This is a genomic window from Bacillus sp. FSL M8-0071 (assembly GCF_037975455.1).
GTDB classification, from domain to species: Bacteria; Bacillota; Bacilli; order Bacillales; family Bacillaceae; genus Bacillus; species Bacillus subtilis.
Map to the genome: position 1 here is coordinate 3,551,721 of NZ_CP150256.1, position 25,740 is coordinate 3,577,460.

18 protein-coding genes and 1 pseudogene are annotated in these 25,740 nt (G+C 39.2%); 11 read left to right on the forward strand and 8 right to left on the reverse strand.

Going from position 1 to position 25,740, the window contains the following annotated elements:
• Nucleotides 1-12 precede the first annotated feature (12 nt).
• From tagG to tagD, 5 genes are all read right to left on the reverse strand, one after another.
• Nucleotides 13-840, reverse strand: coding sequence for a teichoic acids export ABC transporter permease subunit TagG (tagG, locus tag MKX71_RS18350; RefSeq protein ID WP_014665585.1), 828 nt, complete (start codon nucleotides 838-840; stop codon nucleotides 13-15).
• A gap of 173 nt (nucleotides 841-1,013) precedes the next feature.
• The gene (ggaB, locus tag MKX71_RS18355) at nucleotides 1,014-3,716 is read right to left on the reverse strand and encodes a poly(glucosyl N-acetylgalactosamine 1-phosphate) glucosyltransferase (protein ID WP_339231466.1); all 2,703 of its coding nucleotides are present in this window, start codon (nucleotides 3,714-3,716) and stop codon (nucleotides 1,014-1,016) included.
• Nucleotides 3,717-3,841: 125 nt separating this feature from the next.
• Nucleotides 3,842-5,182, reverse strand: coding sequence for a glycosyltransferase family 2 protein (locus tag MKX71_RS18360; RefSeq protein ID WP_192858051.1), 1,341 nt, complete (start codon nucleotides 5,180-5,182; stop codon nucleotides 3,842-3,844).
• A gap of 23 nt (nucleotides 5,183-5,205) precedes the next feature.
• A complete protein-coding gene (locus MKX71_RS18365) occupies nucleotides 5,206-6,390 on the reverse strand; it encodes a CDP-glycerol glycerophosphotransferase family protein (RefSeq protein WP_015251091.1) in 1,185 nt (394 codons plus the stop codon).
• A gap of 93 nt (nucleotides 6,391-6,483) precedes the next feature.
• The gene (gene tagD / locus MKX71_RS18370) at nucleotides 6,484-6,873 is read right to left on the reverse strand and encodes a glycerol-3-phosphate cytidylyltransferase (RefSeq protein ID WP_029318766.1); all 390 of its coding nucleotides are present in this window, start codon (nucleotides 6,871-6,873) and stop codon (nucleotides 6,484-6,486) included.
• Between the two features lie 507 nt (nucleotides 6,874-7,380).
• Between tagD and MKX71_RS18375 the strand changes: the two genes are divergently transcribed.
• From MKX71_RS18375 to MKX71_RS18400, 6 genes are all read left to right on the forward strand, one after another.
• Nucleotides 7,381-8,154, forward strand: coding sequence for a WecB/TagA/CpsF family glycosyltransferase (locus tag MKX71_RS18375; RefSeq protein WP_015251089.1), 774 nt, complete (start codon nucleotides 7,381-7,383; stop codon nucleotides 8,152-8,154).
• Nucleotides 8,155-8,249: 95 nt separating this feature from the next.
• On the forward strand, nucleotides 8,250-9,401 hold the full coding sequence (locus MKX71_RS18380; RefSeq protein ID WP_339231467.1) for a CDP-glycerol glycerophosphotransferase family protein: 1,152 nt from the start codon (nucleotides 8,250-8,252) through the stop codon (nucleotides 9,399-9,401).
• A gap of 88 nt (nucleotides 9,402-9,489) precedes the next feature.
• On the forward strand, nucleotides 9,490-10,203 hold the full coding sequence (locus tag MKX71_RS18385) for a 2-C-methyl-D-erythritol 4-phosphate cytidylyltransferase (protein ID WP_003235520.1): 714 nt from the start codon (nucleotides 9,490-9,492) through the stop codon (nucleotides 10,201-10,203).
• On the forward strand, nucleotides 10,200-11,225 hold the full coding sequence (locus tag MKX71_RS18390; RefSeq protein WP_003235523.1) for a ribitol-5-phosphate dehydrogenase: 1,026 nt from the start codon (nucleotides 10,200-10,202) through the stop codon (nucleotides 11,223-11,225). Before MKX71_RS18385 ends, MKX71_RS18390 begins: the two co-directional genes overlap by 4 nt.
• Before the next feature lie 3 nt (nucleotides 11,226-11,228).
• Nucleotides 11,229-12,398, forward strand: a complete 1,170-nt coding sequence (locus MKX71_RS18395) for a CDP-glycerol glycerophosphotransferase family protein (protein ID WP_024571914.1) — start codon at nucleotides 11,229-11,231, stop codon at nucleotides 12,396-12,398.
• A gap of 18 nt (nucleotides 12,399-12,416) precedes the next feature.
• Nucleotides 12,417-14,276 carry a CDP-glycerol glycerophosphotransferase family protein gene (locus MKX71_RS18400; protein ID WP_339232055.1) on the forward strand — a complete coding sequence of 620 codons (1,860 nt, stop codon included), beginning with the start codon at nucleotides 12,417-12,419 and terminating at the stop codon, nucleotides 14,274-14,276.
• 37 nt (nucleotides 14,277-14,313) lie between these two features.
• On the opposite strand, the gene lytD is transcribed toward MKX71_RS18400, so the two are convergent.
• On the reverse strand, nucleotides 14,314-16,956 hold the full coding sequence (gene lytD / locus MKX71_RS18405; RefSeq protein WP_339231468.1) for a beta-N-acetylglucosaminidase LytD: 2,643 nt from the start codon (nucleotides 16,954-16,956) through the stop codon (nucleotides 14,314-14,316).
• 128 nt (nucleotides 16,957-17,084) lie between these two features.
• The gene (gene manA, locus MKX71_RS18410) at nucleotides 17,085-18,035 is read right to left on the reverse strand and encodes a mannose-6-phosphate isomerase, class I (RefSeq protein ID WP_032722626.1); all 951 of its coding nucleotides are present in this window, start codon (nucleotides 18,033-18,035) and stop codon (nucleotides 17,085-17,087) included.
• A 264-nt stretch (nucleotides 18,036-18,299) separates the two neighbouring features.
• On the opposite strand from manA, the pseudogene gerBA reads away from it, so the two are divergent.
• The 3 genes and pseudogenes from gerBA (at nucleotide 18,300) to gerBC (ending at nucleotide 21,985) form a co-directional block, all read left to right on the forward strand.
• A pseudogene (gene gerBA / locus MKX71_RS18415) lies at nucleotides 18,300-19,752 on the forward strand (spore germination protein GerBA).
• A gap of 5 nt (nucleotides 19,753-19,757) precedes the next feature.
• Nucleotides 19,758-20,864: a spore germination protein GerBB gene (gerBB, locus tag MKX71_RS18420; protein ID WP_003244581.1), complete on the forward strand. Its 1,107-nt coding sequence runs from the start codon at nucleotides 19,758-19,760 to the stop codon at nucleotides 20,862-20,864.
• Nucleotides 20,861-21,985: a spore germination protein GerBC gene (gene gerBC, locus MKX71_RS18425; protein ID WP_144482877.1), complete on the forward strand. Its 1,125-nt coding sequence runs from the start codon at nucleotides 20,861-20,863 to the stop codon at nucleotides 21,983-21,985. Before gerBB ends, gerBC begins: the two co-directional genes overlap by 4 nt.
• Nucleotides 21,986-22,021: 36 nt before the next feature.
• On the opposite strand, the gene MKX71_RS18430 is transcribed toward gerBC, so the two are convergent.
• Nucleotides 22,022-23,395 carry a sugar porter family MFS transporter gene (locus MKX71_RS18430; protein ID WP_003227903.1) on the reverse strand — a complete coding sequence of 458 codons (1,374 nt, stop codon included), beginning with the start codon at nucleotides 23,393-23,395 and terminating at the stop codon, nucleotides 22,022-22,024.
• Between the two features lie 332 nt (nucleotides 23,396-23,727).
• Here MKX71_RS18430 and tagT point away from each other — a divergent pair, with 332 nt between their 5' ends.
• Entirely contained in the window at nucleotides 23,728-24,696 is a 969-nt protein-coding gene (tagT, locus tag MKX71_RS18435; RefSeq protein WP_014478157.1) for a polyisoprenyl-teichoic acid--peptidoglycan teichoic acid transferase TagT, read from the forward strand.
• 155 nt (nucleotides 24,697-24,851) lie between these two features.
• Nucleotides 24,852-25,712 carry a 5-amino-6-(5-phospho-D-ribitylamino)uracil phosphatase YwtE gene (ywtE, locus tag MKX71_RS18440; protein ID WP_038429744.1) on the forward strand — a complete coding sequence of 287 codons (861 nt, stop codon included), beginning with the start codon at nucleotides 24,852-24,854 and terminating at the stop codon, nucleotides 25,710-25,712.
• The last annotated feature ends 28 nt before the right edge of the window (nucleotides 25,713-25,740 follow it).

Below are 25,740 nucleotides of genomic sequence, written 5' to 3' on the forward strand. Positions count from 1 at the left end.
TCTCCTTACGTATTAAAGAAAGTCAACAAACTTGTCTCTGAATTTCATATGCAGAATAGAACCCACTAACAATAAAAGGAATGTGAACAGCCAGAAATACAGCGTGTACTTCATGTCTTGGAAAAACCATTTTCCGTCTAAGAAGCTGTTCCTAAATCCTTCTATCAGATAAAAAATCGGATTCAGCTTAAGCACAGGCAGAAGATTCGGGTGATTTTTCCCGAGCTGCTCTGAGATATTCCAAAAAATCGGAAGTAAAAAGAACAATAATCTGGTTACGGCCTGCAGCAGAAATTGATAATCTCTGACAAGCACACTGATTGTAGAGTTAAACAAGCTAAATGAAAACATAAACACAATCATGCAGATTAAATAGTAAATATATTGTATCCAATGCAAGCTAGGGTAAACACCGCTTGCTAAAAGGACAATGACATAAACACCCATCATTACAAAATAACTAAATAAATTTGAAGCAATCACTACAGAAGGCAGTGAACTAATCGGAAAATTCATTTTCGCAACCATATTGATCCGTTTAAATACACTGTTTGATCCATCCAAAATCGTCGGGCTAATAAAAAACCACGGGATCAAACCAGCCAACATCCAAACAATAAAAGGAACTTCTCCAATACCTGTTATGACTGGCTTGCTGTTACGAATCCCCATACCAAATACAAACCAATACGCCAGCATTTGAATGAGAGGATTGAGAAACTGCCATAATACGCCAAGATAATTCATCTGATACTGAGACTTTGTCTCATACGAAGCTAAGCGCAAAATTAAAGGAAACGATGTCACTTGCTCTTTTACGATTCTTACTAATGCATTCATTGTTTATCTTCCTTAGACTTAAATGATTTTTTGGATCTTTCGGTTAAAGAAATTTGAAAGCACCGGTGAATATTGTAACAGATGTTGAGGTTTTTTTCACTTTTAAAAAGTAAAGAGAAGTCCCTCAGAACTTCTCCTAACATTTTGAAGTGTCAATATAAAACAAACCAACCTCATTTAGCAACTTTATTATTATCTAATTCCAAAATAGCTTTATAAATACGATTCCTATTATTTTTATCAGTATATGCAAAAAAGTTATCTACTCTTTTTCTATACTTATCTTCCATACGACTATTGTTTTTCATATAATAGATAACTTTATCAACTAAGCTATTATGATCTTCTATTACATCACCAAACCCCATTTTTTTATAATCATAATAATCAAGTTTAAAATGGTATGATTTTTCGTATTGATAATAGATAACAGGTTTTTTCTCATATGCAAAATCAAACGCTACAGATGAAAAATCAGTAATCATTATATTAGAAGAATTAAATAGCATTTGATAGCTGCTGTTATAGTCGGCAAACTCCACATACTCATGCTTTTCAAAGTCTACAATCTGTTGCTGAATATCTGGGTGCGGAAAAAAAGTTATTTTATAATTATTTTTCTTAGCAAATTCGATTAGCCGTTCATCATTAATCAAAGCATTATACCTAGAAAAGTATTCACTATCTTTAAATTTCGGGTTGTACGGTCTTACTCCTTTTGCCTGATCTTTCGGTAATACAATATCTTTTCTCCAAGTCGGCATTATTAGAAGCTGCTTTTCTCCTTCACTCTTCTTAAGATTATCGTATCTCGGAAATCCACCCAACAAAATATTCTCTTTTTTATAGTTGTAATTCCCTTTCAAAATAGACCGATATTCAGGTTTGGCAGAAGTGACTAATAATTTGATATTCTTACTGTATTTATTTAACCATTCAGAATGATCTGCCATTGTTATTCCATGCTGCAAAAAGACAAACTCAAAATTAAATAAATCTCTAAAATAAACCTCCATATTAAAAAATGGATTTACAACCCATATATCTGCATGTGTCGATATTACTTTGGAAGAGGATAAGGTTAAAATTTTATGTCTAAAAGATCTGTATGGTATAACCTTTCCATATTTTTTAATCCTGTCGTAATCCTTGCTATCTTTTTTTATTATAAAGTATTTTTTTGCCCCATCATTCTGGTTGATTGCATATTTAAAGAGGTGCTCGGCATTATCATCAGCTTTGTCTTGTCTGTCTATGAATAACCATACTGGTTTTCTATTAAAAATAGTGAAAACATGGTGTGCTATTCTTGCCACAAGTGCCTTCTTAATCGCTGATTTTCTTTTTTTTGATTTCCCCCCTGATTTATGAAGGGATTTCAAGAAACGAAACTCTTTTATAAATCTATTTTTAACATTGTTTTTTTCGAACATTAATTTTTTATAATTATAATAAAAGATATAATCCTTTTTAGCTGCATAAGCATTAAATAGGTCATTTGACAAACCTGAATACTTAAAGAACCGAAGCTTTGCCATTTTTCTTTTTTTACCTTTTGCTATAAAAAATTCAATATGGTGATTGCCAGCAAGATAGCTTTTGGGAATATCTATAGAAAAACCAGGATATTTTTTTATTACCTCTCCTAAACTTATATAATCATTATGACTTCTTTTTATTTTCTTAGCTTTTATTTTAATTTCTCCAATTTTAGCATAAAAATTAAAGCCTTTAGAATTAAAAAGAGAGCTCCAAAACCCTTCAATATGAATAGAATCCTCATTTTCTTCTAAAATCTCAATAGTTAGAGTTTGATTCGATAACTTCGAAACAATTTTATCTTCTCTGAATAAATAATAATCTTGTTCAGTTTCTTTTTCATATACATACTTACTATAATTTTCACCGTGTTTTATTTTTAAAGCATGATATAGATAGAAATGGCTGACACTTTTTGTATTAATAATGACATCGTCGTCAATATACGATAATACTTCTCGTATCAATGTTAAAAATTCGCGGTATTCATTTTCGTCTAAAGGTGTTTCACTAATATCCTTAATCAATAATTTCCACTTCAAATCATGCATAACCATGTATTGAAGAAACAAAGGTATTTTTTGTTCATTATTTTTGGTGATATCGATTAAATTCTTGGAGAAAGTGATAAGTGAATGGTTAAACCAATTCTTATTTGCTTTAGCAGTCTGCATGGCAGACGATCCATCTTCTCTAACTCTATAATGATATTTTGCCTCCTTAACAAGACCATACTTTTTCTTTTGCGATATAATTAAATTAACTAGCTTAGCATCTTCACCTATTTTACAATTTTCATCAAACCTGATATTTTTCAAGGCATCATTTTTTATAAATGTAGAACAGCAATGAGTTAATATATGATGTGGTTCTTTTTCCACATCCAATATTCTCGTTGAAGAAAACTTATTATTTAGATTATGTTCTCCAGTTCTTCCTTCCTCAAAAAATATTGGGATTGCTACAATATCAATTTCATTTTTATGTTGGTTAAAGAAGTTTAAAACATTTTCGAATGTTTCTTCTGAAACTAAATCATCCGGATCCAAAAATTGAATATATCTGCCTTCAGCATACTTTAAACCATAATTTCGGGCACTGCTCACTCCGCCATTCTGTTTCTTTACATATACAATATTTTTTGGATATTTTTGAGCATATTCTTTACAAATCATTTCACTTTTATCAGGGCTTTCATCATTCACAAGTATTAACTGAATATTCTCGAATCCTAAAGTCTGGTTAATAACGCTTTCTATTGCATCAGTTAGATATAACTCGACATTATAAATCGGCATTATAACACTGAAATCATAGTTAAAACTCTTTTCGTTCATAAAAGATTACTCCTAACAAAATGTTTATATGAATAAGAATCCGGGTAAATAAAAGTAAAAACAATTAGAGTGCTAAATTTTTGAAAACACATAATTAATTTAGTAAAATGTATGAAAAGGATTCCTTACCTGTTTTTTAAAGTCTTTGTAAGAAAACTTTTAAATACGTTTACATGGTTAAGTTCTAAAGCATCATTTGGTGTTTTTAGGACAAAGTCAAATGCAAGGGCCCAAATCGGTATTTCTACAACAAAACCAGCATGTCTAAAATCTCTTAATTTATATCCCCATACTTCAATTGTTTTTTTCAGTTCTTTTCGTTTACACTCTTTTAACCTATTAAAATATTTTATATATAATCTGTCATTTTCTTTCATCTCATAATACTGGTTAATAAAGTGCCCTGTTAATTCAAGTCTAAACCCTTTTATTTTTGTCGAAGTAACAGTACATGAACTAAGCAGTACTCTTTCTTTTTTTATATTTTCAAGAGCTTCTGTATTTTCTTTTAATAAGTGAAACATAAATTCTTTATAGTACATCGGCATATCTTGTTCTTTTATAAATTGCGGATCAATAAATTTTAAAACTTTTATAAAATTATCAACAAAAACTTTTTGTTCTTGTTGATCTAAAACAGACTTATAAACATCTCTATAGTTCGGATATAAAAACAGTTTCATATGATATACAATTAAAAATTGCAGATAAGGCAAAACTATATCATATTTTTTTATTGAATCCATCAACAAAGTCATGTAACATTCATTCAACAAATATGTGTACCTTTTTTTGTTAAACCACGAACGATCAACTAACGAGTTCTGTTCTTTCCGTTTTCTATAAAAATACTTTCCTTCTGCAACTGCTCCGTATCTTTTTTCTTTCAGTAATAACTGATTAAAAAAGATAGCGTCTTCCCAAAACTTTATAGATTCATCAAACTGGACGGTACGATTTAGTGTATGTCTTCTGTAAAAAGTGCCGCCAATATAAAAGTGAATAGCTTTATAATCGTTGAGAATATTTATAACTCTTGTTCCTTTTTCAAATCTATTATTTAATTTATGTTCGCCTTCTTTTTCACCTGTGTAATAAACAGGTAATACCGCGATATTTACATCTTCGGAATCACAAAAAAAATCATAAACACTTTGCAGTGCATTATGAGACAATGCATCGTCAGAATCAAGAAAACCAATAAATTTAGATTTTTCGCTTACATTTGATAATCCACAATTTCTTGCAGCAGAGGGTCCAGAGTTTTCAATTTTCATGATTTTAATATTATTAGGATATAGATTTTTAAAGGACTCACAAATTTGAGGACTGCTATCAACACTGCCATCATCTATTAATATCAGTTCTATATTTTCCTTAAATCCTATTGACTGGTTAATGACACTCTCTATTGAGTACCTTAAATAATTCTCAGAATTATATATTGGCATAATTATAGAAAACATGTTTGTACCTCTTTATTTAGAAGTTAAAGGATCGTTTCAATTACTCTTTTAGAAGCCTTGCCATCTTCTAAATTACAAAATTCATTATAAAAATCCTCATAGTTATGATCTATATAAGGATTATGTAACAACTCTATTACCGTATCTATAAGTTCTTCACTTGTTTGAACCAAGTTTCCTGGCGTTTTTTGCTGAAAATTAAAGTAAAAACCTCTGATAGAGTCTCGATAAGCCGGGAGATCATACACAAAAAATACGATGGGTTTTTTTAAATTCATATAATCAAAAAAGACAGAAGAATAATCCGTAATCAATAAATCACTAATTAAATATAAATCTCGAATATCTTTATATAAGGAAACATCTTTCACAAAATCTTTATATTTCCCTAAATTAAATTGTTCTGAAACTAGATAATGCATTCTTAAAAGAATAACCACAGAGTCCCCAAGCTTCCTCTTCATTTCCTCTAAATCAAATTGAAGTTTAAATTTATACTGACCAACTTTCTTAAACTCATTGTCTCTCCAAGTTGGTGCATATAAAATTATTTTTTTATCTTCGCTAATTTCTAACTCTTGTTTTACCCTATTTATTAATGATTCTTTATTTGGTGAATATAGAATGTCATTTCGCGGATAACCTGTTTCTAAAATTTGTTTTTTAAATTGAAATGCCCGTTTAAAAATTTCAGTCGAATAAGCATTAGGAGAAATCAAATAATCCCATTTGCTTGCTTCCTGCAGAAAATTCTGTTTATATTTTTCAGTTGTGGTTCCGGGCATATGCACTTCATCCATATCATTAGCAAGTTTTTTTAGCGGAGTGCCGTGCCACGTCTGTACATACAATGTGTTTTTTGGTTTTGGAATCCATAAAGGGAGCCGGCTGTTTGTAATCCAATATTTCGCTGTAGCCATGTACCAAATCCACTTAAAAGAAAACCTTTTTATATATGCTGCATCTACGCCGTCTAATGCCGACAAATATCGTTTATCAATGCTCCATATCATTTTATAATCATATTGATCTTTATTTTCCTGTAAATATTCATAGATTGCTCGGGGATTGCAGCTAAACTGTTTTCCTGAGTAGCTTTCAAATAAAATTAATTTATTGTTTCTTGGCAGAAGAGCAAAAATCTTAAAAAGAACTGAATAGGCCCTGACTAATAAACTTCTGCATTTTTGTAAAATAAAAGATTTCATAATGAACTCCTTAAAGAGTGAAAAATTTATATTTGCGCAAACAAGAAAAAAAGAAGCAACTGAATTACTTCAAGCCTCTTTAAGTTAGTGCTTCTATAAACTAGCCATGTCTTTTTTGATTTGGGTAGTTGAAATGCCTTCTGTTCTCGGAAGGTAAATGACCTCACAATATTCCTTTAAGAAGTCAAATTTCCCTTTCCAATCATCGCCGATCACAAATGTATCTATATCGTACTTTTGAATATCTGAGATTTTTTGTTCCCAGTTTTTTTCGGGAATCACTTCATCCACAAAATCAATTGTTTCTAAAATGAATTTTCGATGTTCATAGGAATGATGCGATTTTTTTTGTTTTTGAAGATTAAATTCATCTGTAGATAATCCCACGATTAAGTAATCACCCAGATTTTTTGCTCTTTGCAGCAGCTTCATGTGTCCATAGTGAAATAAATCAAATGTTCCGTACGTTATCACTTTCTTCATCAGATAACATCACCTTCCAACCGTTTTCAACTGAGAGTACCAGAAAAAAACCACAAACCTTAACAGATTGTTTATAATTTCGACACATTTTTTACGTACCATTAATATTGAACAATAATAGCATAAGTTCCTATAAAAGTTAAGGCTCTTTAAAAATGTCAATCACCAGCATTTTTTGGTATCATCGTTGTGTTGATGTATAATTTTTACAGGTCCAATGTCTTATCCATACCCATTATAACAAGTTTTCTTTTTCGAAAAAATCGAATCTTTTGTCGCGTTTTTAAGTGAAACGATTTTCTTTCTGCTGCGTCATTTATTTTGTACGCCCTCCTCATATTAATTCATCGTCAAAACGTGAAGGAATTGTAATGTGAATGTTAAAAGTTCCTAAAGATTTTTGTGGTAAGATAGAGTAAAATGTTTTCAGACAAAGAGTCTTTAATCAAACTATACGAATGACACGTGTTTTTTATAGACATATAGATGAAAAGGAGGGTTGATACGATGCAAACGAAACCCATTAATCAATTAGATTTTGTAGACGGTGAACTGACTTCATTTGTATCACATTTAGAAACGTCATTTTTGGACCAGAATAAAGGTGCGTTCATCGTAACAGCGAATCCTGAAATCGGATTTGAAGCGATGCAAAATCCGCGTTATGAAGCGGTTCTTTCATCTGCTGATTTTATTTTGCCGGATGGCATTGGTGTTGTGTTGGTTTCCAAGCTAATTGGTAAGCCGCTTCAATCCAGAATCGCCGGTTATGATTTGTTTACGTCTTTGCTTGAGAAGGCTGATCAAAAGAAAAAACGGGTTTTCTTTTACGGTGCAGCTAAGCATGTGATTGCTCAGACAATCGAGCGAGTCGAACGTGATTATCCTGGGATTGAAATTGCCGGATATTCTGACGGTTATGTGAAGAATCAACGTGAGGTAGCAGACAAGATCGCAGCCTCAAATCCTGACATGGTATTTGTTGCTTTAGGTTATCCTAATCAGGAGTTCTTTATCCATAAATACCGACATCTATTCCCTCAGGCTGTTTCTGTAGGGCTGGGCGGAAGCTTTGATGTGTTCAGCGGCAATGTCAAAAGAGCGCCCTCATTTTTTATCCGTTTTCACCTTGAATGGATGTACAGGCTGATCACAAACCCTGCGCGCTGGAGAAGAATGCTTAGCATTCCTAAGTATGTTACAGCCGTGCTGAAACATGAACGAACTTCAGCAAAGCCGCAATATACGGGACAAGTCAAAGATCAATCACGCCATCTGTAATGGGCCTTAAAGGAGCTATGGTATGTAATGAAATGCATGAATCTTTCGCTGTGCCTGCCGACAATCCGCGGCAGCCGATTTGAGCTGATGACAGATTGAAATCCTGGTTTGCGTTTTTTTACTATTTGTTCATCAAAGTCATCGGCACATTGCTGTTTTGGGTCAAACCGGGAAGTCAAGTGACCCTTCTTGTTTCCTTTCCTGATAATGCCCGGGCAATATTAAAGGAATATCAGATGGGACACTACTCATTTCCCATTCATGTACTTCTGACCCAGCATGCCAAATCGCTGGAAACAGAATTTCCTGAGCTTACTGTTTCAATTATTAACGAAAAACACCCGCTTCATATATATAAAGCGGTCTTTTCTATGCTGAGCAGTAAAGCTGTGATTGTTGATAACTATTTTGTTTTGACAACCGTTTTGACCTGCAGACCTGATATCGAGTGTATCCAAGTTTGGCATGCGAATGGAGCGTTTAAACGATTTGGGTTAAAGGATATCAACACACAGAATCGTTCGCGGGCTGACGTGAGACGCTTTCGCAAAGTGTATGCTTCATTTGACCGGATTGTCGTCGGTTCTGAACATATGGCTGACATATTCAAGGAATTCTTCGATATAAAAGGTGATAAATTTCTTCGGTTTGGCGTGCCTTTAACCGATGCTTACTATGAGGTGAAGGAAAACAGCAGTGACCTTAAAAGCAAATATCACCTGCCGGCAGAGAAAAAAATCATCCTGTATGCGCCAACCTTTAGGGATCATCAGTTTGAAAGCTTTTCGCTGCCATTTTCAGAAAAACAGCTGCAGCATGATTTAAAAGGAGAATATTTACTTGCAGTAAAACTTCATCCTGTTATGAAGCAATATGCTCAATTGCATGGGGATAGTGCGTGGATAAAAGACGTATCAGACCTCCCTCTTGCAGACCTTTTAAAAATGAGTGATCTGTTAATATCAGATTATTCTTCTGTCCCTTTTGAATTTGCTTTGCTGGACAAACCCATTTTGTTTTATACGTATGATATGGAGGCTTACAACAGAACCCGCGGTTTAATCCGTCATTATACAGAGGTAATCCCCGGAGTTCCTTGCCGTGATTCAGGAATGCTCTTGGACCAGCTGAAAGATATGAACAGGCTTCAAGCTGAAGTGGAGCGCTTTTCACGTGAATGGAATCTGTACTCGAGAGGGAATGCCAGCAAGCTGCTTTTAAGCTATGTAAATGAGAAATCAAGCTGATCTTTATATATAATAGAGATCGGTATTGCAAATAATATGAAAACCTTTTATAAAACATTATGAGTTGTAGTAAGGAAGGAGTCATTTTATGATTTATGCTGAGATTCTAGCCGGTGGAAAAGGTTCCCGCATGGGGAACGTCAATATGCCAAAACAGTTTTTGCCGTTAAATAAACGCCCAATTATCATTCATACGGTTGAAAAGTTTTTATTAAATGACCGTTTCGATAAGATTTTAATCGTCTCCCCTAAAGAGTGGATTAACCATACAAAAGACATTTTAAAGAAATTTATCGGGCAGGATGATCGCCTGATTGTCGTTGAAGGCGGCAGCGACCGTAATGAATCTATTATGAGCGGCATCCGCTATATTGAAAAAGAATTCGGTATTCAGGATGATGACGTGATCATCACTCACGATTCTGTGCGTCCGTTTCTCACTCATCGCATTATCGATGAAAACATTGATGCTGTTCTTCAATACGGCGCAGTTGATACTGTTATCTCAGCCATTGATACAATTATTGCTTCAGAAGACCAGGAATTTATTTCTGATATCCCTGTCCGCGATAACATGTATCAGGGGCAAACACCGCAAAGCTTCCGGATCAGCAAATTGGTCGAGCTTTATAATAAACTGTCCGATGAGCAAAAAGCTGTCCTTACTGACGCTTGCAAGATCTGCTCGTTAGCAGGTGAAAAAGTGAAGCTGGTCCGCGGTGAAGTCTTTAACATTAAAGTAACGACACCATATGACTTAAAAGTGGCTAATGCCATTTTACAGGAGCGAATTTCACAATGATTAATCAAACATATCGTTTAGTTTCTGCCCGACAATTTGAAGTGACATATAAAGATAAAGTTGTCCATTCAGATAAGGTCGTCGTCCGTCCTACCCATTTATCCATCTGTGCTGCAGACCAGCGTTATTATACTGGCTCACGCGGCAAAGAAGCGATGGACAAAAAACTGCCAATGGCTCTGATCCATGAAGGAATCGGAAAAGTCATGTTTGATCCGACAGGCACATTTAAAGTCGGAACCCGGGTGGTTATGGTGCCAAATACACCGGTTGAAGAGCATGAAGTCATCGCGGAGAATTACCTGCGGTCCAGCAGATTCCGTTCAAGCGGTTATGATGGATTTATGCAGGATTATATGTTCATGGCGCCTGATCGGCTTGTTGAGCTTCCAGACAGCATTAATCCGCATGTCGCAGCCTTCACTGAGCTTATTACAATTGCAGTTCACGCGCTTTCCCGCTTTGAGCGTATGGCGCATAAGAAGCGTGACACATTCGGTGTCTGGGGGGACGGAAATCTCGGATTTATCATGACGCTTCTACTGAAGAAAAAATATCCAGACAGCAAGGTGTTTATTTTCGGAAAAACACCTTACAAGCTTGATCATTTTTCTTTTGTTGATGCAGCTTATCAAATTAACGACATTCCTGAAGATGTCAGAATCGATCATGCCTTTGAATGCGTGGGCGGACGCGGCAGTGAAAGCGCAATTGAGCAAATCATTGCCCATGTCCATCCTGAAGCGTGTGTAGCGCTCCTAGGCGTGTCTGAATACCCTGTTGAAATTGAAACAAGAATGGTGCTTGAAAAAGGGATTACGCTGATCGGCAGTAGCCGGAGCGGACGCGAGGATTTTGCCCGTACTGTAGACTTTTTAGCTCAATACCCTGAAGTCGTTGATTATTTAGAAACATTAGTTGGCGGACGCTTCCCGGTACGCAGTATTGAGGAAATTACAAACGCGTTTGAAGCAGATTTGACTTCATCTTGGGGAAAAACTGTTATTGAATGGGAAATTTAAACAGTGAAAACATTCCTTACGCGAATTGTAAAAGGAGTATTCGGCACTGCTTATAAACTATTGAGCGCTTTATTACCAGTACAGCACAACAAAATTGTCATAGCTTCCTATCGTGAGGATCATTTAAGTGATAATTTTAAAGGTGTCTATGAAAAGCTGAAGCAAGACCCGTCTCTTCGCATCACCCTGCTGTTCCGCAAGATGGATAAGGGGCTGATCGGACGAGCTGCATATTTGCTTCATCTTTTCAGCTCGTTATATCACCTTGCAACATGCCGCGTGCTTTTGTTGGATGATTATTATTTTCCTTTGTATGTTGTGCCAAAACGAAAGGAAACTGTTGCCATCCAGCTTTGGCATGCTTGCGGCGCGTTTAAAAAATTTGGCTATAGCATTGTGAACAAGCCGTTCGGCCCTTCTTCTGATTATTTGAAGATTGTTCCCGTGCATTCAAACTATGATTATGCCATTGTCAGTGCACCCGCTGCCGTTCCGCATTTCGCCGAAGCCTTTCAAATGGAGCAAAAGCAGATTTTGCCGCTCGGCATTCCAAGAACGGATTATTTTTATCATAAGGAACATATTCGCACTGTACTGGATGAGTTTCATCGGGTTTATCCTGAACTGAAGCATAAAAAAAAGCTTTTGTATGCTCCTACTTTTCGAGGCAGCGGACATCATCAAGAGGGTGACGCTATACCGCTTGATCTGCTACAATTAAAATCGGCGCTAAACCATAAAGATTATGTCGTGATCCTCCATCTTCATCCGTATATGCGCAAACATGCGCACACGGAAGAGGATGATTTTGTGCTGGATTTAACTGATTCGTACTCTTTGTACGATTTGATGGCAATCTCTGATGGGCTGATAACCGATTATTCTTCAGTTATTTTCGAGTACAGCCTGCTGAAACGTCCGATGTATTTTTACTGCCCGGATTTAGAAGACTACTTGGAAGAACGTGATTTCTACTACCCGTTTGAATCGTTTGTACCCGGGCCGATTTCGAAAGACGTTCCATCGCTTGTACACGATATCGAGAGTGATCACGAGGCTGATACGAAACGTATTGAAGATTTTTCACAGGCATTTATCACCCATCAGGACGGCAAATCTTCAGAGCGGGTGGCCGATTTTATTTCATCATTTTTAACATCTGGTGCCGATTAGGAGAAAGTGAGGTACAAAGTGAAGCTGGCAAGAAAGATTAAGAACATACTTTTCAGATCAAAAAAGAAAACGCAAAAAGAAAATGCAGCTGTCATTGTCCATCCAGCTGATAACAGGGTTTTTTCTCTATTTGATAAAACGAAGCGAATTGAAGAAAACCAGCAAGTCCCTGTCAGAAAGATTTCTGAGTTTTCTTGGAATGGGTCAATTCTAAAAATTGCGGGTTATATGTATATCAAGGGCCTGCCGCTTCAAAAAGAGGATCAGGTTCGAAAACGTTTATTATTGGTGAACAACGGTGTTTTATTTACAGCTGTTTCACTGCGGGATGTTCCGGTAGATAAGCTGTCAATTGACACTTCAAATGTGCCTGGAGCCTATAAGTGGGCAGGATTTTCACAGCAGATTAACTTTTCTAAGCTGATGAATGACAAGCCTCTTCCGCAGGGCGAATATAAGCTGTTTCTCGAGATTGAAGCTGTAGATGACCAAAATGTAAAACATCAGGAAGTGCATACAGTCGGAAATGTAAGTAATTTCCTCTCTAATGATGTGTATGCCACAAAAATGGAATTTCATTCTGCTAAAAAGCTGATGAAGTTCAATTTGATCGTTAATTATGATGAGGGCGAAAAGACGATTAATTTGTCTTGCAACAAACTGCAGGAAATTGATCCGAGCCTTTTGGAGCTGGATACTGGAAAAGAGGCAAACCGCTTTTTGCGCAAGCTGAATACAAGCTTATTCCATTTTGCTTATGATGTATTCCGCCTGCTTCCAATTAAGTCTAATAAAATTGTCTTTGCTTCTGACAGCCGACTTGATATGACAGGAAACTTCGAATTTGTTTATGAAGAGCTGCTGAAACGTGAAGAAAATTTTGATTTCAAATTTTTCTTAAAGAGCAGCATTCGAGATAGAAAAAGCCTGTCTGAACTGATGTCGATGGCTTATCATTTTGCGACAAGCAAAATCATTTTTATAGATGATTTTTATCCGATTATTTATCCGTTAAAAATCCGTAAAAATGCGGACCTTGTCCAGCTGTGGCATGCTGTCGGCGCCTTTAAGACATTCGGCTACAGCCGAATCGGTCTGCCAGGAGGACCGTCACCGCATTCGAAAAACCATAGAAACTACACGAAGGTTATTGTCAGCTCTGAAAATATACGGAAGCACTACGCAGAGGGCTTTGGGGTAGACATTGAGAACGTCATTGCTACGGGCGTACCGCGAACAGACTTTTTCTTTGATGAAGCGAAGAAGGCATTTGTAAAAGAACGCCTTTACACGGAATATCCGTTTCTAAAGGACAAAAAGGTCATTCTTTTTGCTCCAACCTTCCGCGGAAACGGTCAGCAATCAGCTCATTATCCTTTTGAAGTGCTTGATTTTGACCGTCTGTATCGAGAGTTAAAGGATGAATATATCTTCTTATTCAAAATTCATCCATTCGTACGAAACGATGCCAATATACCTTATCAGTACAGCGATTTCTTTTATGATTTCTCTTCGTTCAGAGAAATTAATGAGCTATTGCTCGTAACAGATATTCTGATAACGGATTACTCTTCTGTTTGCTTTGAGTATGCTTTATTAAATAAACCAATGATCTTCTTCAGCTATGATGTAGATGATTATATTCGCAAACGTGATTTCTATTACGATTACTTTGACTTTATTCCTGGTCCTCTTGCGAAAACGTCTGAGCAAATGATTTCGATCATTAAAGAAGAGAAGTATAACTTTGAGCAAATTGATTCATTTGTTCATTATTTCTTCGATGATCTTGATGGAAAAGCAAGTGAGCGAGTCGTCGATCAAATTGTTTTCCCTCAGGAAGAAGAGCCATCAGAGGATAAAGTTCTTAAAAGATAAATCAAAAACACCTTTTGCAGCCGCAAAAGGTGTTTTTTTATCGATATTCCGGAACATCAAAGTAAAGTGTATAGCCGTCCAGCAATGAATACAGGCTGTACATGCGGTTTACTTGTTTGTACGCCCAGCCGATGTCTGTTGCGTATTGATGTGTCGCTGTAGCTGACCATCTCATTTTGTACAGTGTGTCCTGATTGTAAGCTGTGTTGTGGATATACGATGAGCCTATGAATTTAGCTCCGCCGATAATGGCCGCTTCTGGTGTGAACCAGCCCTGCTCGTACGCATATTTGGCTCCGTAGTAATTCGGATTGCTGTCGTATGCTCCAATTCCATACATGTTGTATACGGTTTTTCCGTTATAGGTTAATCCATTGGCTAAAGCGGATGTCCCGTTTCCTGTTTCCAGAAGAGCGTGTGAGATTAAATACAGTTCGTTGATGCTATATTGATTGGCGGCATCGATAAATGCCTTTGCTCTCCCTGTCAGGATGCCTTTACCCGCAAGCACTTTCTGATTGACCTCAGTAACGCTGAGACCCGCTGTCTGTGACAGCTTGAGAAATTGGAAGTAGTATTTGCTGTCTCTGGAAAAGTTATTCGGATCCACGTATTGAACTACTTCATCACTGCTTGCGTTTCGCCAGCCCAAATTGATCTTAGCCCAGCCGTTTATCTGTCCGATGACTTTCACTTTATCGCCTTTTTTAAACTGGCCGATCACGTTTGTCGGGCTGACTTCCGGCGTTGACCGGATATTTAGTACATCAGCCGTAACGGTTGATGTTGCTGTATTAATGTACGTGAGCGATACGTAAGCCGCTCCGTCTGTTTGCGGACTTACTGTCATTTGTTTTTGGACCATATCACGAAGTGAGAGATTGTAATTTGTTTTCATGATTTGCGGACCGTTTTTGATCTTCACGATAGATGATGTCCATCCGTATAATTGTTTTAGCTTCGTTGATGCCGCAGCAGCTGTATCATTGCCTGTGAACTGCTCATTTACGCTGATTTTATAAAGCGTATTGCTTTTCGTTGTGTAGCTGGGGGTTACACTTTTCGATTTAAGATAGGTTAACCCATTGTTCAATGCTGTTTTGCTGCTAAGCTGTGTTGTCACGATTTTGTATTGTGTATATGCAGTCTGGCCTGTTTTTGATGTTGTGACTGCGATATGATTTTGTTTGAAAAATGTTAAAACGCGGTCAATCTCTTCTTGGCTGATGATAGCTTCAGTTGTGATTTGATAGCTGCTCGCAGCTGTCTGACCGGTTTTCTGGCTTGCTGCTGATATATGATTCGATTTGAAAAACGTGAGTGCCTGATTGACTTTCATTTGATCAAGCAGAGATTCGGTTGTGATTTTAAACGTGTCAGCTATTTGTTTTTTGACGGATTTCGCAGAAGCACTCAGCTGATTTTTCTTTAATATGTTCAAGCCCTTTGTGACTTTTGCTTGATCTGATGTTTCTTCTGAGATGAGCTGATATTGATTTTCTGCTGTTGATCCAGCTGCTGTTTTTGCAGCTTTTACTTTTTTCTGAGCAAAGAAGGCTGCTGCTTTGTTTGCTTGCTGCTCGCCTAAAATCTTTGCCGTCGTGATTTGATAAGCTGCAGACGTTGTCGTTTTTTTGACGCTGGATGACGTGTAATGCCATTTTTTCTTTTTAAAGAAAGTGTCTATTTTTTGGAGCTGCTGTTTTGTTATACCCTTCATATTCACGGTATATGATGTGCTTTTTCCAACCTGTTGATAACTGCCGGATACACCGGTGTTTTTCTTGATCTGGCTGATGGCGTCCTTTACTGTATTCAGCCCTTTGAAATAAGCTGATTGGACATTGTATGACTCAACGGTTGTTTTTTGATTGATGGACTTGTAGCTGCCTGTGATGCCAGTGCTCTGTTTCAGCTGCTGCAATAGAGTCTTGGCATTCGCTTCACCTGAAATGGCGGCAGTTGTGAACGTATAATAGGCTTGTCCTTTCACCGTTTCCTTTAATGATGCATGCAGCCCGGATTCCTTTTGGAAGGCATTTTTGATCTGCGCAGCTCTGCTGTCTCCCACGATTGTGCCAGACTGAATGGTTGTGACAGACACCGTGTGTGTGATGGGCTGATACGAGCTTTTAATCCCCGTTTGCTTGGCCAGGTTCTGGATAAGCGCCTTGACTTTTGTCTCATCAGCAATGTCTGATGTCATGACGTTCATATAGGGCTGAGCTGCTCCGTAAGCTTTTACAGCGCCAGCCACTCCCGTCTCCTGTTTCAGCTTTGCTAGGATAGTGTTGGCCTGTTTTTCTCCGGAGATGGCACCTGACGAGATGGTGACATATGGCTGTTTGCTTCCAACAGGACTTGACGTTCCTGTAATCGATGTCTGTTTGGCGAGTCCGCTCAGTATTGCTTTCGCTTCTGATTCGCTATGAATGCCTGAGGCGGAAATTTGGTAGGTCGTTGTTGTGCCTGAAGCCTGATAGGATGCATCCCAGCCAGTATCTTTTTCCAGTTTGGCGACAGCTTGTGAGGCTTGGCTTTCTGTACTGAATGTATTCGACGGCTCTACTTGATATAGTGAGTAGTCGGTATACGCGGCTGCCTGGGCAGAACCAGACATGGCAAAAAAGGCAAGGGACGCGGCGGATAGAAGCATAGGTGCGATTAGTCTCTTTTTCATTCCTTCTCCTCTTTCTTATTCTATGAGTATATAAAACTAGTTTATTTATCGGCACGCGCATGCTTCATTTATAGGTGAATCACTTCCATTTTCTAATAAAAAAACTTAACCTCGAAGTGAGATTAAGTTTAAATATGAGACACGATAAGGGTACAAGTTCCTTTTATCGTAAAATCGGGCATTTGAGCCGGCAAAATAAAGTGATCACCTTTTTTGAGCGGACATGTTTTGTCCTCATACTTGAGCAAACCGCTTCCTTCTATCACGCTGCAAATCAGAAAGGATTCATCCTGAGTCATTTCAGCTTCGCCATTGATGTCCCATTTATACACCGAAAAATATTCCCCTTGAACAAACGTTTTAATGGTTATGCCTTTTCTTGATTCGGTCGATTCATCTATATACCCGTCCACATGGGGAACCGTGGCGGCATTGACCGCTTTGGCAAAATGAAGCTCTCTCGGACTTCCGTTGCTATCAAGACGGTCATAATCGTACACCCGGTATGTGGCATCTGAATTTTGCTGAGTCTCTAAAACAAGGGCCCCCTTGCACAATGCGTGCAGCGTTCCGCTCGGCACATAATAGAAATCACCCGGTTTAATTTTGATTCTTCGCAGCAGGCCCTCCCAGTCACCGCTGTTGATCATTGTGACAAGTTCGGTTTTTGAGCGGGCCGTATGCCCGTAAATGATTTCTGCGTTTTCCTTACAGTCGATAATGTACCAGCATTCCGTCTTGCCGAGTTCTCCCTCTTCGTTTTCTCCGGCATAGTAATCATCAGGGTGAACTTTAATTGACGTATCTTCCTTCACATCCAGCAGCTTTGTCAGAAGCGGAAACCGATCCCCCTCTACGCCGCCGAATACTTCACGGTGCTCTTCCCAAAGCTCGATCAATGTCTTTCCTTTATACGGGCCATTAGCAACAGTGCTCGGTCCTTTTGGATGAGCGGAAATGGCCCAGCATTCCCCCGTTGATTCTGAAGGAATACTGTATCCAAATCTATCTCGTAAAGCGGTTCCGCCCCAGATTTTTTCTTTAAACACAGGCGTTAGAAAAATCGGTGATTGCGTCATGATCCGTACCCCTCCCCTGTAAATAACTGATCATCATTTTCCCGGTGCGCCCCTCTTACAAACGCCCGTATAAGCTGCCTTTTTCCGATGACAACATATGTACAAAGCATCATCTTTTCATTACCCCTTCAAAGAAAACGCTTCCTATCTATTATATCACGTCGAAAAGAAGCTTTGTTTCAGCCTTTTCCTCGATAAGAATAATTCTCCTTTTTTGATACAAATTAATAAAAACCGTCAATCTGTTTACGAAGGAGAGAAACTATGCAAATCGACTCTGATCTCCAGAACAATTTAGACACACTGAAAAAAAACATTGGGACAAAACGACGATATGATGTTTTATACATTTGCTTTCGGAGATAGCAGACAAAAGGCGTGTTTACTGTATATTGACGGTCTGACAGAGAATAAAATGCTGGCGCAATACGTCATTTCTCCTTTACAAAAAGAGGCGTTGGCCCATAAGGAATGCTCGATTGAAGACTTATCCGCCTTTTTTTTCGGCTTTCACCACAGCGTTGTTTCTACAATGAAAGAAATAGAGCAGCTCGTTTTTTCAGGGCAAGCCATTTTGCTCGCTGATGGCTATCGCGGAGGATTAGCTTTCGACACAAAGTCAGTCGCAACACGCAGTCTTGATGAACCCTCCTCCGAAGTCGTGGAACGCGGCCCTAAAATAGGATTTATTGAAAAACTGCGGACAAACACGGCGCTTTTGCGTGAACGGACGAGTGATCCTAATCTCGTCATCAAAGAAATGACACTCGGAAAAAGGACCAAAAAGAAAATCGCTGTCGCTTATATTCAGGATATCGCCCCAGATTATGTCGTCAAAGAAGTGTTTAAAAGGCTGAAATCAGTCAATATAGATAATTTGCCGGAATCGGGGACGCTTGAACAGCTGATTGAAGATGAACCATTTTCAATTTTCCCCACAATATTAAGCACAGAACGACCGGACCGGGTCGAAAGTTCTCTATTAGAAGGGCGAGTGTCCATATTAGTGGATGGTACGCCGTTTGCTTTGATTGTACCGGCTACGGTTGACGAATTTATTCATTCGCCCGATGATTACAGCCAGCGCTGGATCCCAATGTCACTTGTACGCCTTCTTCGTTATTCCAGCATCCTGATCACCATTTATTTGCCCGGTCTGTATATTTCTCTCGTTTCTTTTCACACCGGGCTATTGCCGACTAGAATGGCCATTTCCATTGCAGGCAGCAGGCTTAACGTACCATTCCCGCCTTTTGTAGAGGCCTTTATCATGATCTTTACGATCGAATTGATTCGAGAAGCCGGATTAAGGCTGCCTAAGCCGATTGGACAGACAATTGGCCTTATCGGCGGCGTTGTCATCGGACAGGCAGCTGTTCAGGCGCAAATTGTCAGTGCGCTTATGGTCATTGTCGTTTCTGTCACAGCACTGGCATCCTTTACCGTTCCTTCATACGCCTATAACTTTCCGCTGCGGATCATTCGGATCGGGGTTATGATAAGTGCAACAGCGCTTGGCATGTATGGCGTTATAATGGTTTATCTGTTTGTGATCGGCCATCTCATGCGCCTGAAAAGCTTTGGCCAGGATTACATTATCCCGATCATGGCGCAGCCTGGACAGGATTTGAAAGACACAGTCATCCGTATTCCCACGATGTTTTTAAAAAGAAGACCGACACGAAACGATCCCGAAGATAACATCAGACAAAGGTGATGGCTATGAGGAAATCAGAGCATAAACTGACATTTATGCAGACGCTCATTATGATCAGCAGCACATTGATTGGTGCCGGGGTGCTGACCCTTCCCCGCTCAGCCGCCGAAACCGGCAGTCCGAGCGGATGGCTAATGATACTGCTCCAGGGCGTTATTTTTATTATCATCGTTCTGCTTTTTTTGCCTTTTCTTCAAAAAAACAGCGGAAAAACTCTTTTTAAGCTCAACAGCATTGTAGCTGGAAAATTCATCGGCTTTCTATTGAATTTATATATCTGTCTATATTTCATTGGGATTGTTTGCTTTCAAGCTCGGATTTTGGGAGAGGTTGTCGGATTCTTTTTGTTGAAAAATACGCCAATGGCAGTTGTGGTGTTTATATTTCTTGCAGTTGCCATCTATCATGTAGGCGGAGGCGTTTATTCAATTGCAAAAGTATACGCTTATATTTTTCCTATAACCCTTATTATTTTTATGATGCTTCTGATGTTCAGCTTTCGCTTGTTCCAGCTTGATTTTATCCGGCCGGTATTTGAAGGAGGCTATCAAAGCTTTTTCTCTTTATTCCCAAAAACATTATTATATTTCTCCGGATTTGAAATCATTTTTTACCTGGTCCCCTTTATGAGAGATCCAAAGCAAGTGAAAAAGGCTGTTGCTCTGGGCATCGCGACTTCCACATTGTTCTACAGCATTACTTTGCTCATTGTGATTGGCTGTATGACTGTGGCTGAGGCAAAAACGGTGACATGGCCGACCATTTCCCTTATTCACGCATTAGAGGTTCCGGGTATTTTTATTGAACGATTTGATTTGTTCTTACAGCTGACCTGGACAGCCCAGCAATTTGCCTGTATGCTCGGATCCTTTAAAGGCGCCCATATCGGGTTAACGGAAATCTTTCATCTAAAAAATAAAAACAATGCATGGCTGCTGACTGCAATGCTGGCTGCGACGTTTTTCATAACGATGTATCCCAAGGACTTGAATGACGTGTTTTATTACGGGACGCTTCTTGGATATGCTTTCTTAATTGTGATTACAATTCCATTCTTCGTCTGGTTTTTAAGCTGGATACAGAAAAAAATAGGGAGGGGGCAGCTGCAATGAAAACAGCATCAAAATTCTCCGCCATGTTTTTTATGCTGCTGGCCCTCTGCGGCTGCTGGGATGTCAAAGATATCGAGCAACTATCCTTCGCCAGAGGGCTGGCGATCGATGAGACAAATGATCACCAGTACAAACTGACGTATCAAAACCTTCTTCCCCAAAGCGAAGACAGCCAAGCATCCGGAAAACCCGAATTTGTTAATGTAACGTCCCACGGGAAAACGATTCTGGAAGCAGTCAGTGATGTATCCATCAAGGACCCTCCTGTTTATAGCGATCATTTAAAAGTGATCCTTCTGGGAGAAAAACTGATGAGGAATCAAAATGTAGACCAAGTCCTCAACCACTTTATCCGGGATGATGAGCTGCGGCGAAGCAGCTATTTGATGGCAGCCAGAGGGAATGCAGCTGATGTTTTCACAAAAGGAAACCCCAATCAGCAGCAGCCGATGCCCTCCGAAAAACTGATTGATTTGACAACTCACAGCGGATATAACGGTAAGATTATGATACCGCTGCGCATCGGAAGAGCTTCTGTCTACTCTCAGAACGGGTACAGTTATCTTATTCAAGCCGTGAAAAACGAAAAGGGAAAAGCCAAGTATGACGGAGCAGGCATTATCAAAAGGGGCAGCAATAAACTCGTTGGGTTTCTTTCAGCTGATGAAACCCAAACACTGTCATGGGTCATGGGGACGATCCAAGGCGGTGTCATGCCGACGACAGATAAAGGACATCCGATTACGTTTGAAATCAAAAAGTCGAAAACCAAAATTAAGCCTATCATTGAAAACGGAAAGCCTGTCTTTCATATTTCTGTTAAAACGAAGGGCATCCTGACAGAAGACCAAAACCCGAATGAAAACTCCTTTAGCAAAAGTTATTTGCACAGGCTGGAAAACATTTTTGAAAAAAAGCTTGAACGAGATGTAAAGCAGGTGATGGATAAACTGCAGCACGAGTATAAAACCGATCCGGTCTTTTTATCAGACCACATAAGGATTCAACACCCTGACTACTGGAATAAAGTAAAAGGGCATTGGGATGAAATATTTTCTGAGATTGATTTTAAGTACGATATTTCTTTTAAAATCATTAACTTTGGCACGGTGGGAAAGTAAGCAATCAAAAGGGTGCGCATGATCGCGCACCCTTTTTTATGTTCCGACAGTCTGCTGTTTTCCGGCCGCTCCTCCCTGTCCGTTTTTGTCCCGTAAATCCTGCTCAATTTCTTCAAGGCTTCTTCCCTTTGTCTCTGTCACTTTAAATCGGACAAATAAGAACGCCATGATACCGATCGCGGCATAAATCAGGAATAAATAACTGATTCCGATCGCTTCCATTAATATTGGATAGGTTAATGAAACAATCAGTGTCCCAACGTGCAACATTAAGGTCGAAACACCGGTCCCGATTCCTCTGACGTGAAGCGGGAACAATTCAGGAAGCATCACCCACACAACCGGTCCCCAGCTGACCGCAAAGACAACGATAAACACGCCTAAACAAATGACGGTCGTCCATGAGGCAGCCGGAGTGTTATCAAAAAAGAGATTTACTAAAGCGAGAACGATCAAGCTGATCACCATGCCCGCATTCCCGAATAGCAGTAACGGCTTTCTTCCAATCTTGTCGATGATTTTAATCGCTACTAATGTCATGACAACATTGACTGTGCCGATTCCGACCGTGCCTAAAATCGAAGCGGAGTTTCCGAATCCGACGTTTGTAAAGGTCTTTGGCGCATAGTAGATGATCGTATTCGTTCCGATAAATTGCTGCAAAAAAGCGAGTCCCAAACCTGCAATAAGCGCTGGGCGCACCCATGGATCGAACAGCTCCTTCAGGCCGCCTTCATCCTGCTTTTCCGCTTCTTTTATATCATGTATTTCCTGATCAATATCTTTTGTACCACGCAATTTTTCAAGAATTTTCTTCGCTTTGCTTTCTTCGCCATTCGTGAACAGCCAGCGCGGGCTCTCCGGCATAAACAAAATGCCAATAAGCAAGAGCAATGACGGCACAGCAGCCAATCCAAGCATCCAGCGCCACGCTTCGGCATCGGCAAATATGTAATTGACAATGTAAGAAAGAAGGATGCCGACCGTGATCATCAGCTGATTCAGTGATGACAGCGCCCCGCGTTTATGTTTTGGCGCCAGTTCAGATAAATAAAGGGGCACGATTGTCGTCGATGTTCCGACTGCAAGTCCCAAAATGATGCGAAACAGCACCATGACTCCTGTATTTGGGGCCAGTGCCACACCAAGACCGCCTATACAAAACAGCAGCGCGGCTGCCATAATTGCTTTTTTTCTTCCGAAACGGTCAGTCAGCTTGCCGGCCGCTCCTGAGCCCAATATCGCCCCAACCAGCAAGGAGCTGACAACAAGACCTTCTGTAAACGCGTTTAAGCCTAACTCCTTTTTCATAAATAAAATAGCTCCGGAAATCACTCCGGTATCATAGCCATATAACGCGCCTCCAAGAGCTCCGAAAAAATAAAGCCATATATTTGACTGCTTTTTCATAAAAATGACTCCCTTTCTCCATCAGCTGCAATGACATTGTCTGTGGGATTTTTTTAGAAATCTTTTAGCCTCTTTTTCCGGCCATTAAACCTTTTTATTTTGCTGATCATAAGTTTTCCAATCATTTACTTGTATTTTTTTCAATGTCGCCGAAACATTTTACCTGCTGCGGCGTCCAATATAAGGTGATTCAGCACATCATCGTTATCAATTTTCAAAAACAAGAACTTATAAATATAGGAATATTTATCGAAAAATGTCTTTCGAAGAGTTGCCCCATGGCAAATAGAATGGTACGCTTCAAATATTAAAGAAACGTGAGGTATTGATATATGGAAGAACGATCACAACGCAGAAAGAAAAAGAGAAAACTAAAAAAATGGGTGAAAGTTGTTGCCGGATTAATGGCTTTTTTAGTCATTGCGGCAGGCTCTGTCGGCGCCTATGCTTTTGTAAAGCTGAACAATGCTTCTAAGGAAGCTCATGTCAGCCTTGCACGCGGAGAACAATCTGTAAAACGGATCAAAGAATTTGATCCTGGAAAAGATTCTTTTTCTGTATTGCTCTTAGGAATTGATGCCAGGGAGAAAAACGGCGAGACCGTCGATCAGGCAAGAAGTGACGCGAATGTGCTGGTTACATTTAATCGAAAAGAAAAAACAGCTAAAATGCTGAGCATTCCGCGTGACGCCTATGTAAACATCCCAGGCCACGGGTATGATAAATTCACACATGCTCACGCTTACGGCGGCGTTGACTTGACTGTGAAAACAGTTGAAGAAATGCTGGATATTCCCGTCGATTATGTCGTAGAAAGCAATTTCACGGCTTTTGAAGACGTCGTAAACGAGTTAAATGGCGTCAAAGTAACTGTAAAAAGCGATAAAGTCATTCAGCAAATCAAAAAAGATACAAAAGGTAAAGTCGTTCTTCAAAAAGGAACACATACGCTTGATGGGGAAGAAGCGCTCGCTTACGTAAGAACACGTAAAGCCGACAGTGACCTTTTACGCGGGCAAAGACAAATGGAAGTGCTGAGCGCCATTATAGATAAATCAAAATCATTAAGCTCAATTCCGGCTTATGATGATATTGTGGATACGATGGGGCAAAATTTAAAAATGAACTTATCCCTTAAAGATGCCATCGGCCTGTTCCCGTTCATCACTTCATTGAAATCAGTTGAGTCTATTCAGCTGACGGGTTATGATTATGAACCTGCCGGAGTTTATTATTTCAAATTGAATCAGCAAAAGCTGCAGGAAGTTAAAGAAGAGCTACAAAACGATTTAGGTGTATAATGAACGGGATGGCGATTACGCCATCCCGTTTTACATATTTCCTTGTTGAAAATTATCAAAGTAACGTTTAGCCTTAATTTATATGGATTATGTTTCACAGGCAAGCTGAACATACTACACGAAGCAGCTTCATTTTTAAGGAGGTTCCCCTACATATGAAATGTATTGCGATTGATCTAGACGGAACATTACTCAATAAAGAAAGCGTCATTTCTGCGGAAAACAGAGAGGCGATCAAGCGGGCCGTTGATGCCGGCATCCTCGTCACCATTTGCACGGGAAGAGCGACATTTGATGTAAAAGCGCTGCTGGATGACTTGGACATCCCTATCATTGCAGCTAATGGCGGCACGATCCACGACACGGGTTACCGTTTGATCAGCCGGACATTAATGGATCAGGAAGCCGGTAAAGCGATTGCTGATTACTTACTTTCAAAAAACATTTACTTTGAGGTATATACAGATGACCATCTGCTTTCTCCTTTTGACGGCGAAGCTAAGCTGCACGCGGAGCTTGACATTCTAAAGAGCGCAAACCCAAACGAGCAGACGGATGACTTGTGGCAAGGAGCCATGACTCAATTCAAACAGTTTGGCATTAAACCAATCCCTCATATCGAATCGGTTTTTGACGGCGGTGAAAACATTTATAAGCTTCTTTGCTTCTCCTTTGATATGGACAAGCTGAAACAAGCGAAGGAAGAACTGAAGCATCATAAAAAACTGGCGCAAACCTCTTCAGGAAAACATATTATCGAAATCCTGCCGGCCTCGTCAGGAAAAGGACGCGCGTTAACAAAGCTGGCGGACATATACGGAATTGAAACACAGGATATCTATGCGATCGGCGATAGTCCAAACGATTTGTCCATGTTTGAAGTCGCCGGACACCGTATCGCCATGGAAAATGCGATTGATGAATTAAAAGAAAAAAGCACCTTTGTCACAAAAAGCAATGACGAAAATGGTGTGGCCTTCTTTATAGACCAGCTTCTTTCAGGCCAATATGCATAAAGAAAAGACTCCAGAGATTGGAGTCTTT

What these genes read in the sequence shown, in the direction of transcription:
- tagG (WP_014665585.1), bottom strand. Translation starts at nt 840, where the DNA reads ATGAATGCATTAGTAAGAATCGTAAAAGAGCAAGTGACATCGTTTCCT.
- MKX71_RS18360 (WP_192858051.1), bottom strand. Translation starts at nt 5,182, where the DNA reads ATGTTTTCTATAATTATGCCAATATATAATTCTGAGAATTATTTAAGG.
- MKX71_RS18385 (WP_003235520.1), top strand. Translation starts at nt 9,490, where the DNA reads ATGATTTATGCTGAGATTCTAGCCGGTGGAAAAGGTTCCCGCATGGGG.
- MKX71_RS18430 (WP_003227903.1), bottom strand. Translation starts at nt 23,395, where the DNA reads ATGAAAAAGCAGTCAAATATATGGCTTTATTTTTTCGGAGCTCTTGGA.
- tagT (WP_014478157.1), top strand. Translation starts at nt 23,728, where the DNA reads ATGGAAGAACGATCACAACGCAGAAAGAAAAAGAGAAAACTAAAAAAA.
- ggaB (WP_339231466.1), bottom strand. Translation starts at nt 3,716, where the DNA reads ATGAACGAAAAGAGTTTTAACTATGATTTCAGTGTTATAATGCCGATT.
- gerBB (WP_003244581.1), top strand. Translation starts at nt 19,758, where the DNA reads ATGAGGAAATCAGAGCATAAACTGACATTTATGCAGACGCTCATTATG.
- ywtE (WP_038429744.1), top strand. Translation starts at nt 24,852, where the DNA reads ATGAAATGTATTGCGATTGATCTAGACGGAACATTACTCAATAAAGAA.
- manA (WP_032722626.1), bottom strand. Translation starts at nt 18,035, where the DNA reads ATGACGCAATCACCGATTTTTCTAACGCCTGTGTTTAAAGAAAAAATC.
- MKX71_RS18390 (WP_003235523.1), top strand. Translation starts at nt 10,200, where the DNA reads ATGATTAATCAAACATATCGTTTAGTTTCTGCCCGACAATTTGAAGTG.
- MKX71_RS18375 (WP_015251089.1), top strand. Translation starts at nt 7,381, where the DNA reads ATGCAAACGAAACCCATTAATCAATTAGATTTTGTAGACGGTGAACTG.
- lytD (WP_339231468.1), bottom strand. Translation starts at nt 16,956, where the DNA reads ATGAAAAAGAGACTAATCGCACCTATGCTTCTATCCGCCGCGTCCCTT.
- tagD (WP_029318766.1), bottom strand. Translation starts at nt 6,873, where the DNA reads ATGAAGAAAGTGATAACGTACGGAACATTTGATTTATTTCACTATGGA.
- MKX71_RS18365 (WP_015251091.1), bottom strand. Translation starts at nt 6,390, where the DNA reads ATGAAATCTTTTATTTTACAAAAATGCAGAAGTTTATTAGTCAGGGCC.
- gerBC (WP_144482877.1), top strand. Translation starts at nt 20,861, where the DNA reads ATGAAAACAGCATCAAAATTCTCCGCCATGTTTTTTATGCTGCTGGCC.